This is a genomic window from Treponema zioleckii, from assembly GCF_014737315.1.
Classification (GTDB): domain Bacteria; phylum Spirochaetota; class Spirochaetia; order Treponematales; family Treponemataceae; genus Treponema_D; species Treponema_D zioleckii.
In genome coordinates this window covers 51,493-65,782 of the sequence record NZ_JPUF01000003.1, presented here as the reverse complement: position 1 = coordinate 65,782, position 14,290 = coordinate 51,493, and the positions used below count along the sequence as shown (strand labels likewise).

At 39.9% G+C, this 14,290-nt stretch carries 13 protein-coding genes and 1 other RNA gene; 4 read left to right on the top strand and 10 right to left on the bottom strand.

The annotated features are described in order from the left end of the window. Positions 1–27: 27 nt before the first annotated feature. The 6 genes from csrA to ssrA all read right to left on the bottom strand — a co-directional run bounded on the left by csrA (position 28) and on the right by ssrA (position 5,123). Positions 28–264 carry a carbon storage regulator CsrA gene (gene csrA, locus JI65_RS01750; protein ID WP_191013653.1) on the bottom strand — a complete coding sequence of 79 codons (237 nt, stop codon included), beginning with the start codon at positions 262–264 and terminating at the stop codon, positions 28–30. Next, on the bottom strand, positions 264–722 hold the full coding sequence (fliW, locus tag JI65_RS01745) for a flagellar assembly protein FliW (RefSeq protein ID WP_422822263.1): 459 nt from the start codon (positions 720–722) through the stop codon (positions 264–266). The genes csrA and fliW overlap by 1 nt, the downstream gene beginning before the upstream one ends. Before the next feature lie 84 nt (positions 723–806). Continuing rightward, positions 807–2,054, bottom strand: a complete 1,248-nt coding sequence (locus JI65_RS01740; protein ID WP_191013652.1) for a flagellar hook-associated protein 3 — start codon at positions 2,052–2,054, stop codon at positions 807–809. Positions 2,055–2,098: 44 nt separating this feature from the next. After that, positions 2,099–3,973 carry a flagellar hook-associated protein FlgK gene (gene flgK / locus JI65_RS01735; RefSeq protein WP_191013651.1) on the bottom strand — a complete coding sequence of 625 codons (1,875 nt, stop codon included), beginning with the start codon at positions 3,971–3,973 and terminating at the stop codon, positions 2,099–2,101. A gap of 49 nt (positions 3,974–4,022) precedes the next feature. Next, complete coding sequence (locus tag JI65_RS01730) at positions 4,023–4,595, bottom strand: hypothetical protein (protein WP_191013650.1); 573 nt, start codon at positions 4,593–4,595, stop codon at positions 4,023–4,025. Positions 4,596–4,739: 144 nt separating this feature from the next. Then, positions 4,740–5,123, bottom strand: a transfer-messenger RNA (tmRNA) gene (gene ssrA, locus JI65_RS01725). Positions 5,124–5,262: 139 nt separating this feature from the next. Between ssrA and JI65_RS01720 the strand changes: the two genes are divergently transcribed. The 4 genes from JI65_RS01720 (at position 5,263) to JI65_RS01705 (ending at position 8,728) form a co-directional block, all read left to right on the top strand. After that, positions 5,263–5,847 (top strand): GNAT family N-acetyltransferase, encoded by a 585-nt coding sequence (locus JI65_RS01720; RefSeq protein ID WP_191013649.1) that lies wholly within the window; start codon positions 5,263–5,265, stop codon positions 5,845–5,847. Positions 5,848–5,900: 53 nt separating this feature from the next. Continuing rightward, positions 5,901–7,604, top strand: a complete 1,704-nt coding sequence (locus JI65_RS01715) for an AMP-binding protein (RefSeq protein WP_191013648.1) — start codon at positions 5,901–5,903, stop codon at positions 7,602–7,604. A gap of 128 nt (positions 7,605–7,732) precedes the next feature. After that, positions 7,733–8,107: a hypothetical protein gene (locus tag JI65_RS01710; protein ID WP_191013647.1), complete on the top strand. Its 375-nt coding sequence runs from the start codon at positions 7,733–7,735 to the stop codon at positions 8,105–8,107. Between the two features lie 234 nt (positions 8,108–8,341). Further along, positions 8,342–8,728 carry a hypothetical protein gene (locus JI65_RS01705; RefSeq protein WP_191013646.1) on the top strand — a complete coding sequence of 129 codons (387 nt, stop codon included), beginning with the start codon at positions 8,342–8,344 and terminating at the stop codon, positions 8,726–8,728. A 191-nt stretch (positions 8,729–8,919) separates the two neighbouring features. Here the strand turns inward: JI65_RS01705 and JI65_RS01700 are convergent, their stop codons facing one another. The 4 genes from JI65_RS01700 to JI65_RS01685 all read right to left on the bottom strand — a co-directional run bounded on the left by JI65_RS01700 (position 8,920) and on the right by JI65_RS01685 (position 14,201). Continuing rightward, a complete protein-coding gene (locus JI65_RS01700; RefSeq protein ID WP_191013645.1) occupies positions 8,920–11,946 on the bottom strand; it encodes an SPOR domain-containing protein in 3,027 nt (1,008 codons plus the stop codon). 19 nt (positions 11,947–11,965) lie between these two features. Further along, a complete protein-coding gene (locus JI65_RS01695; protein ID WP_191013644.1) occupies positions 11,966–12,484 on the bottom strand; it encodes a hypothetical protein in 519 nt (172 codons plus the stop codon). Positions 12,485–12,711: 227 nt separating this feature from the next. Then, positions 12,712–13,956: a tyrosine--tRNA ligase gene (gene tyrS, locus JI65_RS01690; protein WP_191013643.1), complete on the bottom strand. Its 1,245-nt coding sequence runs from the start codon at positions 13,954–13,956 to the stop codon at positions 12,712–12,714. 50 nt (positions 13,957–14,006) lie between these two features. Next, a complete protein-coding gene (locus tag JI65_RS01685; RefSeq protein ID WP_191013642.1) occupies positions 14,007–14,201 on the bottom strand; it encodes a hypothetical protein in 195 nt (64 codons plus the stop codon). Positions 14,202–14,290 lie beyond the last annotated feature (89 nt).

The window sequence follows — 14,290 nt, the reverse complement described above, 5'->3', positions numbered from 1 at the left end:
CATCAAAGAGCGCATCGGCATTTTTTGTTAATTTCCAAGCAATTTAGAAAGACTTTTGATAGATGCTGGTGCAGACTGAAGGCTTTCGGCAGCGGCTTTATTTTGTCTTTGAATATCGTCAAAAACCTCCTGTCGAAAAACTTTAACGTTTTTAGGGGCTTCAACACCGATTTTTACCTGATCCCCGGAAATTCCAATAAGCGTAACGGTTATATCTGTGCCGATTTTTATTTTTTCATCGATTTTCCTAGATAATATCAACATTATTTCACCCCCTTCTCTTTTAGGGCTTTTACGATATTATACTTTGTCGTCCATTTTACATCCGAAAGAATTACTTGAAGGGCATTGTTATTTTGTCGATTTATAACTACCGGGCCTTGCAGATTCGCAGTAACAGGACCTCCGTCAGACGGAACCGTTACGATTGAAAAAACCACTACATCAGCAGGAGAGTCAACCCCGATTTCTGAAAGAGTTTTATCATCAACATCAAGTTCATAATCATCAACTATTATAAAAGGATCAACTAACAAAAAAACAAGATTCGACTCATCCAAAGACTGCATCCAAACAAACGGCTTGTACTCAGCTTCTATAAGAGCGTATCGATGATAAGACTCGAAACCATACAAACCAAACGGGAAATCAATAATTTTATCTGAATCTACAGCAACTGTTCCCATTGTTTTTGTTTTTACGTCGATTTTTTTAACATCCATGTTTATCATATCCTCCATGCAATAAACATTTCTATGGGGGACAAAATTAAAAAAGTAAAAATCCCCTATATCAATTTACACTAATTATCTCATATAGTTAAGCAAAGTTGAAGAATACATTTTTCCAGCAGTACTCATAGTCGCTTGATGCGTATATTCAAGCATTTTTTCATCCGTGATTGCTTTTGTAATATCAATATCCCCTTCTCTAGAAATTTGACCAGTAACATTCAAGGCAATCGCAGAATTTCTGGTAATATCACTTTCGAGGCGCTCGTACTCAGAGCCACTCTTTGCGATTCTCGTAACGAGGGTATTAATTCCAGCATCAATACTCATAAGCGAACGTCCACCAATAGTCTCGTTATCACCTGCAAACATAGCGTCTCGCAATTGAATAACGGTGTCAAAAAGAGACCCGCCAGAAACTCGCACATTATCAGCCAAATTATACGGTGGCTTTTGCGTAGAATCTTTGATGATTCCAAGCTGATTCATGGTTGAACCACTGACATCTTCAATCCAAATTTGGTGGGCATCGGTTGTTGAAATATTAAGTCCATGCGAAATCGGATCGATTCCGGCTTTTACAGCCATTCCACTTGAATTGATTTTTGAGATTACTGCATAAACATTGTCACCTGTCTCGATGTAGATTTTTTGACCATCTACTGCGATTATGGCATCCTCAGAAGATTGCCAATTTGTGGTATCACGTCCGCCAAAAAGTCGCTGATTCTCTGCCCAAAAAGTTTTCGAACCAACGTTATCAACAGGAATGTATTTTCCCTCATCAACTTCAATTTTATTTTGCTCGATTGAGCCATTATAGCGTACGTTCGCAATCACAGGCGTTGAAGCACCTGTTACGGAACCTAAATCGACATCGAAGGCACGGATATTTGTATTCGTACCAGCAAAAATAGAATTCCCATCCGGCCCAACGGCATTAGCATTTTGGATAAGCTCACCCAAAAGCTCATTGACTTCGACAGCCATATTGCGCATATCATCACGAGTATAAACGCCATTTGCACCAGTCACAGCCAATTCCCGAACACGCTGCATAATTTCAAGGGTATTCTTCATGTACCCCTCGCGGTATGAGAATTGGTCAGTCAATGTAGTTGCATTTTTTTCAAAATTATTTACGCGGGTCAGATAAGACTGATATTTTACAACATGACCAGCAGCCAAAGGATCGTCACGCAAACTAGTAATGCGCGATTGAGTTCCAATCTGGTTGTCAATCTTAGCCTTTCGCATTTCTTGCAAACGAAGGTTGTTTTGAGTCGTCCTATTATTGTGTTGACTGCTGATTCTTGTTGGCATCTTATCTTACTCCCACATAATTACGATTTTTTTAATTAAACTAATTAAATACCAAGCCGGTTGATAACTGTATCAATCATATTATCAATTACTGATACAAATTTTGCAGCAGCATTGTATCCGTGCTGGAATTTAATGATATCTGCAAGTTCTTCATCAATGTTTACGCCACTGATTGAATCGCGAAGGTCACGCAAGTCATTCATTATAGTATTTTGGCTCAAATAGTGAGTCTCAGCCTGCTCACCTTTCAATCCAATGTTCGTAACGCTGTTTGCAAAGTAATCGTCAAAAGTTCGATCCTTTCCAATCATTACCTGCGTATTTCGGATAGAAGCAATTTCTACAGCGGCACGTCCGTCACCAATCATGGATTTTCCTTGATTGGTAGGATATGCTGCAGCAACGCTCAAAACATCAGCCTTGATATCTTTGTTTACTGAAATATAAGCCGCAGGATTGATAACAGGAGAAACTGCAAAAGCCGCATTCTCACGAAGAGCGTTTACGGCATCAGCCTGATTGAAATCATAAGCGCCCTCTTCCCCACTTGCGTTAAGGACTCCGGAATAACCAACAAGGAACATACCCGAATCCTCAACATGGCGGATTACAAAATCAGGATTTTCCATTGCATTTGCAGTTGTCGCCTTCAGTACAAGATGATTGTCCCTGTCGAGATATGCTTTTACTTCACCGTCAGAATCATTGATTCTTGCAACAACCTCTTCAATCGTGTCTGTCGCATGATAAGGAACATTGATATTTCCGTTTCGACCAGAAAAAGTCATAACACCTTCAAGTCCCAATTTTTCCTGAGGATTCAATTCATTCGTACCTGTAAATCTGAAGATGTATGAAGAATCGTCAGTTCCGTCACCGTTACGGTCGTAATTACCATTAACGCTAGTCACAAACGGTTCTTGGGTAAAGAAATCAAGACCAGTAACATTATTTGCGCCAATTCCGTTGCGGTGAACATCATTTACAAGATCCGCAAAGTTCATCGTCATTGTGTTCAGCGACTGGATTTCATTCCGAACATCAACATCGCGAAGTTCAATCAATGCACCGAGAGATCCGCCGGAGATTTGAGCAGTATCAGAAGTGTCGGCCCAAATAACTTTGCTGTAACCATTATTGTCTGTCTGAGCCTCGATTCCGAATTTTCTTGCAATTTTTCCCTGAACGAGAACCTGTCCGTCAAGATGAACCATAAATTCATCACTGTCGCGGTTGTCTGTAGTAACATTTATGATTTTTGAAAGCTTTTCTACCAAAAGATCTCGTCTGTCGAGAAGGTCGTTAGGATTATCTCCAGAAGCCTTAGACTTTACGATTTGTTCGTTAAGTTCAGCAATCTGCTTGGTATAGTTGTTAACCTGACGAACAGAAGCCTCAATATCTCCGTTGATTAGAGTTCCAACACCAGAAAGGCTCTTGAATCTTTGCTGAATAGCCTCCGCAAGTGAATCGCCACGCGTTACGACAGCCTGTCGGGCAGCCTGACTTTCTGGATACATAGCAAGTTCCTGCCATGACTGCCAATATTTGTCCATATTTGTACGCACAGAAATTTCATCTGGCTCATTGTAAATATTTTCCATCATAAGGATATATTTATCACGAGTTTCCCAGTAAGTTTCCTGATTTCCCTGCGCTACGATTCTCTGATCAAGAAGTTCATCACGGAGGCGAGTAATGCTCTCAATTGTTGTTCCTTGGCCAATCTGACCAGGTGTTTCTGCACGAGTAAGATCAGGTCTGTAAAGTGGATCAAAAGTTTTTACCTGAACACGCTGGCGTGAATATCCTTCTGTGTCTGCATTTGAAATATTATGGCCTGCAGTTGTAATCTGCTGAGTGTGAGCCATAAGACTGCGTTTTCCAAGTTCAATTCCTGCAAAAGAGCTTGCCATATTCTGCCTCCGTTTTTCCCGACTTTTTGTATCGAAATCTAATTTTATCCTAAAGTAATTTGTTCAAAACAATGCTGCTCACTTCAGGACGCACAATCTCGCCTTTTTTTGAATAAGTAACATTGCGTCTCTGAGGAACAACCGAATCAAAAACACCTTGCAAAAATTTTCTTGTTGTAGAAATATAATCGTTCAAGGCACGATTTTCGATTTTTGATTTTTGCAACTTTCCACGCACCTGCGAAATAAAAACTGAAAAATCAGCATCCGTACGCACGTCGATTAATTTGCAAAGTTCCTCTCGTTTTTCTTCAAGCTCAACAAACTTGTCGCTGAATTCTTGCAAACAGTCAATATTTTTATTCAAACTGTTCCAATCTTTTTCTCTCACACAGTTATGAAGGACAGTCTGTTGATTCAAGATTTTATCTAGCAAATCACTTTCCTGCTGCATAACATCGATGAGAGTCTTTTTTGCCTCAATCAAATCTTTATTCAGCTCGGCAGCAACTTGCGGAGTTACATCTCGATTTTTAGACGGCTCACCCACGTTTTCAACAGGTTTTTCAAGCGATTCGTTCTGATTTTGAGTATTTTCCTGATTCATCTGCTGGGTTTCCATTTAATACCTCAAGATACTATAAAAAGCAAAATAAAATTATTTCTCTCATTGAATTTCGGAAGAAACTATTAGAAACTTTAAGATAATCGTGAAAAAATGGAATAAAAAAAAGCGAACCAAAATGATCCGCTCGCAAAAAAAACTTATTGGAGGTGGCGGGAGTCGAACCCGCGTCCAAAAGTGTAAGCCAAATACGTCTACATGTTTAGTTATGCGAGGTAGTTGTCGGGAGCAGGTAGCAGCATAACAAGCGTCTCCTCCGTATTCAGATTAAAAGTCCCGCACGGCCACCTGAAATACCGCGAAGCAAGTCCCTATTTGTGACGGAAGTCGTAACGTTAGGAACAGCACACTACGAGTTCCGGCTCAAGCGCAACTAGGCAGCGAGAGCTTCTGCGAAAGAAGTTTCTTCAACTTCTTCTTCTTTTCTTGCGAAAATTGCAGTTATTGTTTTCTCAGTTTAGGGAACCTTGACTCCCACATGCAGTAAGTGCCTTAAGTCACGATTGTCGAAACCGGTGCACCCCCAAAAATCTAGTATAGATAATTTAGTGAAAGTATTGTCTATCGTCAATAATAAATTTTATTTTATTCCATTAAAATCAACTTTTTTCTATAATAAAATAAAAGCTAAAAACATCCCCAGAAAACAAAAGGCGGAATTTTTATGGAAAACGAAATAAAAATAAGACTTGCAAAAGCCGACGATGCGGAATCGCTGCTGAAAATCTATTCATATTACGTTGAAAACACAGCAATAACTTTTGAATACAAAACGCCGACGGTCGAGGAATTCAAAAAAAGAATTCAAAAAACCTTGCAAAAGTATCCTTATTATGTAGCAGAGTCTTGCAAAGATGACAGAAATATGATTTTAGGCTATGCGTATGCGGGAGATTTTAAAGCACGTGAAGCTTATAATTGGAGCATTGAGACTTCGATTTATGTTCATAAAGATTTTAAGAAAAATGGAATAGGAAGCCTTCTTCTTGAAAAACTTGAATCAACGCTCGCCGAAATGAACATTACGAACGCGAACGCCTGTATTGCAAAAGCCGAAGTTGAAGATGAGCATCTTACGAATGCAAGCATAAATTTTCATGCGCGAATGGGCTATAAAATGGTCGGTGAATTCCACAAGTGCGCATACAAATTCGGAAGATGGTACAATATGGTTTGGATGGAAAAATTCATAGGCGAACATTCCGAAAATCAAAAATCAGTAAATTTTAAAAATTTTGCAACTTTTTAAAATTATCTGTGTCAAATAAAGAGATTCCAAATTTATATTTAAGGTTTTATTAAATGAATTTACTGAAAGATTTTGTTGACATTGATTTTGATAATACAAATTACGAAAGTGTAAAATCACAATTTAACATCAAGATTCCTGAAAATTTTAATTTTGCCTACGATGTTGTTGATAAATATGCGGAATTAGAACCTCAAAAGCGCGCCCTCGTTTGGTGTGATGACAACGGTTCAAGTTTTGAGATGACTTTTCTTGAAATGTCCGAAAAATCTAAGATGGCAGCGAATTTTCTCGTCAACCACGGAATAAAAAAAGGCGACCATGTTCTTATGATTCTTAGACGGCGTTGGGAATTCTGGCCGATTCTTTTAGCAATGCACAGAATTGGCGCTGTCGCAATTCCTGCAACAAATCAGTTGCTTGCAAAGGATATTGAATACCGACTTAACGCAGCAAAAGTGAACATGGTAATCTGTCTGGACGAAAAACATATTTTTGACGAAATAAACGCGGTTCGCCCATTAACGAAAACCGTTGATAATTTTGTTATAGTTCGTTCAATAGAAGCAAAAACTTCTGCAGAATCAGAAGCTGACAATTTGCAGACAAACGGCTGGATTGAATTCCATGGAGAATTTGAGAAGTCTTCAAAAGAATTTGCTCGACCAACAGGCGAAAAAGCCACTCAAAATTCAGACGCAATGCTTCTTTACTTTACGTCGGGAACTTCTGGTCAGCCTAAAATGGTTCAGCACAACTTTCTCTACCCTCTCGGCCACATTATTACGGCAAAGTTCTGGCAGAATGTTATTGATGACGGTTTGCATTTTTCTGTTGCGGAAACTGGCTGGGCAAAAGCTGTATGGGGAAAGATTTACGGGCAGTGGATTGCAGGCGCCGCAGTTTTTGTTTACGACATGATTCAATTTAAACCAGGTCTTTTGATGAAAAAGATTGAAGAATTCAAAGTGAACACTTTTTGCGCACCGCCAACGGTTTACCGCTATCTTATCCGTTCGGATTTGAAAAAATATGATTTGTCATCGCTCAAATATTGCGTTACTGCAGGAGAAGCGTTGAATTCAGAAGTGTTCAACAAATTTTATGAGCAGACAGGAATCAAAATGTTTGAGGGCTACGGTCAGACCGAATCAACGCTCATGGCAGGAAACTTTCCAGGAATGGAACCGAAGCCAGGTTCAATGGGAAAAGCTGCGCCAGGCTACAATCTTGACGTAATCGATTCTAACAAAAACAGGTGCAAACCTGGCGATGTTGGCTCAATCGTACTGCATTTGGACGCAGGAAAACCGACAGGTCTGTTTATAGGATACTGTGGCAATGATGAGCTTACTAAAGAAGCTTTGAGCGGAGACCTTTACTACACTGGTGACACAGGTTATTTTGACGAAGATGGTTATATTTGGTTTGTCGGACGAAACGATGATCTTATAAAATCTTCTGGCTATCGAGTAAGTCCTTTCGAAGTTGAAAGTATTTTCCAGCAGCATCCTGCGGTTTTGGAATGTGCCGTCACAGGAATTCCTGACAAGCACCGCGGTCAAGCAATAAAGGCTACGATTGTACTTACAAAGGGATATTCGCCTTCAAAAGAACTTGAATCGGAAATCCTGCAATTCGTAAAATCAAAAACAGCAAGCTACAAGCATCCAAGAATTATCGAATTCGTTAAAGAGTTGCCTAAAACAATCAGCGGAAAAATTCGACGTGTAGAAATACGCGGGGAAGATAAATAAGTTTTATCAAAATAATAAATTTTAGGTGGTGAACTGTTTTTTCGGTTCATCACTTAAAATTATATAAACAAAAATCTTAAAATTATATACAATCGAATAAATCACAACATATATTTTCGAGGAATTAAATGAAAAAGATTTTTGTTATTTTATTCACATTTCTTGCATTCAACATTTTTGCATTTTCAAGAAAAGCTCCGAATTGGTTAAAGAATTTGGATTCAGTTTATCCTGAAAAAACTTTTCTCAGACAGATAGGAAGCTCAAAAACTTCAGATTCTGCAAAAGCGGCCGCAGCGACAGCCCTTAGCCAATACTTAAAAACGAACATAAAAAATTCTATTGAAACAGTCAATTTTGACACGACAGATCAAGAGACAAAACCATTTTCATCGATGCTCGAAAGTACAATTTTGGAAAGCGAGCTTACAATCAGCGGTCTGAATTACACAGAAATCTATTACGAAAAAAAGAAAAAACCTACTACTGCGCAGCGTTCATAGAAAAAAAAGCTGCATGGAAGCAATTCGCACAAAACATAGAGGCTGAAAAGAGGAATTTTTATTCATTTTACGAAAAAGCTGAAAATCAGGACCCGATTAATCAATATTTTTGGTTTGAAAAATCAACCGTGCCGGCAAATGCGTTTATGACGAATCTTTCTATTTTGTTTACAATTGATGCGCTAAAAGCAAGCGAAGCATACGGCAAAGAAATGCAAGTAATTTCTTCTCTTGATGACAAAAAAAACAGAAGCTCTTAAGGACAGCACAATTTTTATAGAAGTTGATTTGGATAACGGCGGCACAATCAAAAATGATTTGCAGAAAATTCTTAAAGATTTTGGACTAACCGTTGTCAGCAACAAAAAAAGTGCAAAATATTTAGGATTTGGAAAAGTGAACTTGAATGCGGAAAAAGAAGGCTCTGGCGACGATGTAATTTTTTATGCATTTCCTGAATTTGAATTCAATTTGGAATATGATGGAAATTCAATATTCACTTTTAATACAAAATGCGACAAAAAAATCGTAAATGCAACGGAACAACGCTTAAAGCAGAATTCTATAAAAAATTTGTCCGAAAAAATTCGTTCTGAAATGAAAATCAGTTTTAGCGAATAAAAATCCGCAAGAACTCAACGATGTTGCAAAAATATGCTGGCAGACAAAACTTCCAATCAGCTAAGATTTAGCACGACAGCAAAATCTTAGCAAAGCTTTTTATCGCTACAGACAAAAAAAAGGAGCCGCCCGATGGACACTTATTTGGGGCAGCTCCAAAACAAACTTGATATTTTATATGCTACAAAGAGTTATTTTGCGTCACCAGTTGATTTGGAAGGAATTTTCTTGATGAACGCATCTTTATAGCCATAAACCTTGAACCTTTCAAGGACGGTTCCATATTCATCGATTGTCAGCGGACCAACCATTACAGAGTAGGCATTTCCACGTGCATTAGGAACAAGCACAAACGGATATTTGCTTCCGTATTTTCTGACAATCTTCATAATACTTTCTTCGCTACTAATTGTTGAAATCTGAACATAGTATTTTTCTTGTTCAAGATTTTCTGCTGAAACAACGTAGTCCGAAAGTTTTTCCGAAACAATCGGTTTTGCCGACTCAGCTTTTTCGCTTTCGACAGGTTTCACATCAATTTTTATATCATCCTCAACAACTTTTGCGGCTGCAGGAGAAGTTTCTTCTACAGGAAGCGCTTCATCTTCCTTTTCAACAGAAACAGCAGCAACAGACTCACTCTTTGGCGGATTCATATCCGTTGGGATAAGAACAATTGAATCATATTTTTCTGCAGGTGCAGTTTCTGAAATCGGTTCAGAAGCAGTTTCGACAGTTTCAGGCTCTTTCGCCATTTCTATAGTTTCTACAGGCTCGGCTGCAGGAAGCTCCGCAGGGTCTTCTGCACGGGCAGGCTCAGAAACCGGCTCAGAAGGAAGTTCTTCCTCAACGCTCTCTGGGGCACTTTCCTCTTCTGGCTCAGGAGTTGCTTCTTCGGCCTTATCCTCAACAGCGGCAGGAACTTCTTCTTCAACGTTTTCTTCTTCTGTATTTTCTTCCTCAACAACAGAAGGAACTTCCTCAGATACAGTTTCTGACGGATTTTCCTCTTCTACGCTTTCGGAAGGAGTTTTCTCCGCAACCGGCTCCGGTGTTTCTTCGCTCACAGCCTCTGCAGGCTCCTCTTCCTGCGGAATCGACGGCGCTTCTTCTTCCACGCTTTCGGAAGGAGTTTCCTCCACAACTGGCTCCGGCGTTTCTTCGCTCACAGCCTCTGCAGGCTCCTCTTCCTGCGGAATCGACGGCGCTTCTTCTTCCACGCTTTCGGAAGGAGTTTCCTCCGCAACTGGCTCCGGCGTTTCTTCGCTCACAGCCTCTGCAGGCTCCTCTTCCTGCGGAATCGATGGGACCTCTTCTTCCACGCTTTCGGAAGGAGTTTCTTCCTCGGCTATAGCAGGTTTTTCCTCTTCCACACTTTCAGCTGGAGCTTCCTCTTGAGCAGTTTCTGTTATTTCTACAGTTTTTTCTTCGTCAACTGCCTCAACAGGAACGGTATTATCCGCTGTTTCAGTTTCAACAGGAGTTTCACTATCCTCATCGTCAGATTCAACAGCAAGAACAGGATCGTTTTCTACAGCTTTATCATCAACCGGAACGACCTCTACAGACTGTTTCTTTTTCTTTGGAGTTGGCAACTCTTCAATATGAGTTGGTAAAGTTCTATCAATTTCATCATCATCCTCTGCAGGTTTTTCTTCAGCATTTTCCTCGTCAGAAGTAGGCTCCAATATTTCAACAGGAGTCTCTGTTTTTTCTGGCTCTGATTCAACAACTTCCTCATTTGGAGTTTCTTCCGTAGGAGGAAGCTCTGAATTTTCTGCAGGCTCAGTCTTCTCAGCCTCAGGCTCAACCGTCTCTTCTATCAACGTCTCGTCTGAAACTGGCTCTGAAACCTCTTGGCTATCAGCAACAGGCTCTTCTTTTTCCTCAGAACCAATTTCTGTTTTTGGAGATTCTTCAACAGGCGGTTCTTCTACTTTAGGCATCTCAGGTTCGGTAAGGTTTTCTACAGGTTGTTCATTCTCAGTTTTTACTTCGTTGGCCTTACTTTCATTTTTTTGAACAAGAACAACTGGCTGCAACGGTCCATTGTTTTCTTTTGGCTCTACAAAGTCGCCAGGATACTCTTCTTCAACAGGAGGAAGTATTTCTTCTTTTTCTTCTGCTTTCGGCTTTGGAACAAGAACAACCTGCTGTTTTGAAGGAGCAGCAGACGAAAGATTTTCGTCTGCTACATTCGTAGCGGCAGGAGCAAGATTCTTTTCTGGAGCAGGAATTTCTGAAGATTTTTCAGCAACAGGTTCCTGAGTTGTTTCAACTGGCTGTTCAGGAAGTTCTTCTTCAATATCTTCTGATTTTTCGTCAATCTCGGCTGGAACATTTTCTTCTGCTGCTGGAACTTCCTCAGTAGACATTTCAGAAATTTCTTCGACAGGAGCCTCTCCAGTTTCTTCAACTTCAGACACTGGACTAACAACCTCTTCTTCTTCAGTTTCGTTCTGAGGCTCATTTTCAGGCTCTTCTGTTTTTTGAACAGCTTCTGGAGTCTTTTCTTCAACAGGCTGAACAGGAGTTACAGGTTCCTCGTTTGAAGATAAAGGTTCTGGAACTTCTTCGGCAGGACTATCAACTTCGGCCGAAAGTTCTTCTTTAGGCTCCTCAGTGGCAAGATTAGAGTCCTCTTCCTTAGGCTCAGAAACTTCATCTGTAACTTCGCTAACATCATCTGGCTCATCGTTAGACTGAGCTTTTTCGTCATCAGTCTTTACTGGGTCTTCCTTTTTTACAGGCTGAACCATTACAACTGGCTGAGAAGATTTTTCTACTTCATCTTTATTCTCAATTTCTGAGTCGGAATTTTCAGTTTCAGTTTCAGTTTTTTCGGCATTTGATTTTGCAACAACAGCCGTTCCCGAAGCATTTTCTTCCATAGTTCCGGAACGCTTGGTGAGTTTTACCTGGGCATTTGAGCCTTTTTTAATTCCAAGTGCAGCGGCAGCCTCTGGAGAAAGCAAAATTGCAACTCCTTCGCTAGGGTCAATTGCACCAAGAACAAGAATATCTACAATCGCACCATTTTCAGGATTCGTAACGCGAATACTGTCGCCAGGCAAATACCCTACAGTTCTGGCAAAAAGGCCTTTCGGCATCGTTCCTGAATCTGCCACGATAGCCCGACCGTCAAGAGAAGGTTTTGCAGCTGCATAAATGAAAGCAACAGTAAAAATTGTTAATATAAAAGTAATTAATTTTTTCATTTTATTCCCCTCTTCACAACTATTTTCTGCCGTCCAGAGCTTTGTTTATTTTTCCAGACACAAGATACGCAAAAGTTTTTATTCCAAGCTCATTGTTATTGCTAAGAGTGATTTTTTGAGGTTTTTCGTTTCCCGAAGATACCTCTTTTCCAGAATCAACTGAATAAATTTTCCATTCAATTTTTTCGATATTTTCGAGAAGCGGCGCATCAGGGTTAGAAGATTTGCTCGTATTAAAAAAAACTTCAACGCGAACCAAGAATTCCATTCCCCCCTCAGAGTTCTCTATTAGGGCAGCGTTGAGTGCACCATGATTTTTTTTGTCATCTGATGAACTAATCCAAATCGGAGAATTTGACACAATATTTCCATCATCAAAAAAATAGTCAATTATAGATTGTTCAACAAGATTTGTAGTTTCCCAGATTCTTTCCTGACCAGGATTATTTTGAACTACTTGAACTGATATTGTTTTTGCCTGACAAATTGCTGCCACCAAAAACAACAATATAAGAGAACATCCCCACCGTTTTTTCATTTTCTATCCCCAAAAAAGGCCTTTTATGAAATCCTAAACGCAATTTTTTAGGTTATCTAAAGTCCCACTATCTCTATATCGGAATTTGAAAAAAATTATTTAGGGAGAAATAAAAAAAACTCGGTCTAAAGATTTTTGATTTCTTAAACCGAGTTTAATATGAAAAATTCAAAAATAGATAAGGAAGCCTCGGAAAACTAACAGAGTTTTCTAAGATACCTACAAGACTATTTTAAAACGACACGGGCAAATTTCTTCTTTCCGGCTTTAAGAACCAATTCGCCGTCTTTGTCGAGATTCGAAAGGTTAATTACCTGCGTAGGATTTTCAAGAACCTCTCCGTTCAAAGAAGCTCCCTTTCCCTGAATGAGTCGGCGAGCTTCGCCGTTCGAAGCACAAAGTCCAGCCTGAACAAAAAGATTCAAAACACCAATTCCGGCTTCAACGCTAGATTTTTCGATTTCAACTGTAGGCATCTGAGTTTTGTCACCCTCGCCAGAGAAAGCGGCCTTAGCACCTGCAAGTGCGCTGTCAGCCTTCTCTTTTCCGTGGATAATCGATGTAACTTCGTAGGCAAGTCGCTCTTTTGCCGCGTTAATGTCGCCTGAGCAAATTTTAGAAATCTCGTCGAGCTCAAGGAAAGTGAACAATTTAAAGAATTTCTCAACATCTGGATCCGCAACATTTCGCCAATACTGGAAGAAGTCAAAAACAGAAGTAAGAGACTCGTCAAGAAAGATTGCGCCTTTTTCGGTTTTTCCCATTTTCTTTCCGTCGGAACGAGTGATAAGAGGGAACGTAAGTCCAAAGACCTGATGCTCCGCGTTAAGTTCCTCTGTTCCGCCAAGCTTACGACGAATCAAATCAACGCCAGCAGTAATGTTTCCCCACTGGTCATCGCCTCCAATCTGCAAAACACAATTATGTCGCTGGTGAAGCATGTAAAAATCATAAGCCTGCAAAAGCTGGTAGTTGAATTCGATGAATGAAAGACCGCGCTCAAGACGCTGCTTGTAAGCCTCAAAAGTGAGCATTTTGTTTACAGAAAAGCAAGAACCAATGTCACGCAAAAAGTCAATGTAGTTAAGGTCTGCGAGCCAATGCTTGTTGTTGTCGCTGAATGCAGTTTCGCCGTCAAAACCGATGAACTTGTCGAGCTGTGCCTGAATGTGCTTTACATTGTCGTCAATCTGCTCGTAAGTAATCATTTTTCGCATCTCAGTTTTGCCTGACGGGTCACCAATTCTTGCAGTTCCGCCACCAATCAACGCGATTCCATGATGACCGAATTTTCTAAGATGACGAAGCGCAAAGAACGGAACCATGTGCCCAATATGAAGCGAAGGACCTGTAGGATCGCAACCAACATAGAATGTTATAGGACCTTTGTCCATTTTGTCGCTCAAGGCCTGCTCATCTGTGCACTGCGCAAAAAATCCACGTGCCTTTAATGTTTCAAGTGCAATATTCATTTTATTCTCCAAAAAGTTTTAAATTCAAAATCAAAGTGCTGTTGGCACAATTAAATAGAAAGCTCTTTATTTCCGCTGATTCTAAAGTGTTCTTCGGCTTTTAAATCAGGATTTTGTTTCTGCCATTCCGACATGATTTCATTCGGCGAACGATTTTCGAGCGGAACTGGAAGCCAGCTCTTCTCTTCGTCATCCCAATAATAACCGCTGTCAGTAACGACATTTTTCTTGTCTCCCCAAGCCATAAGAACCTCCAAAATCAGTCTTTAAAATTATAAATTTTTCTGTAATAAACCTGATAAAGCATAACCTGCCTTGAATCAAGAAAAAATCT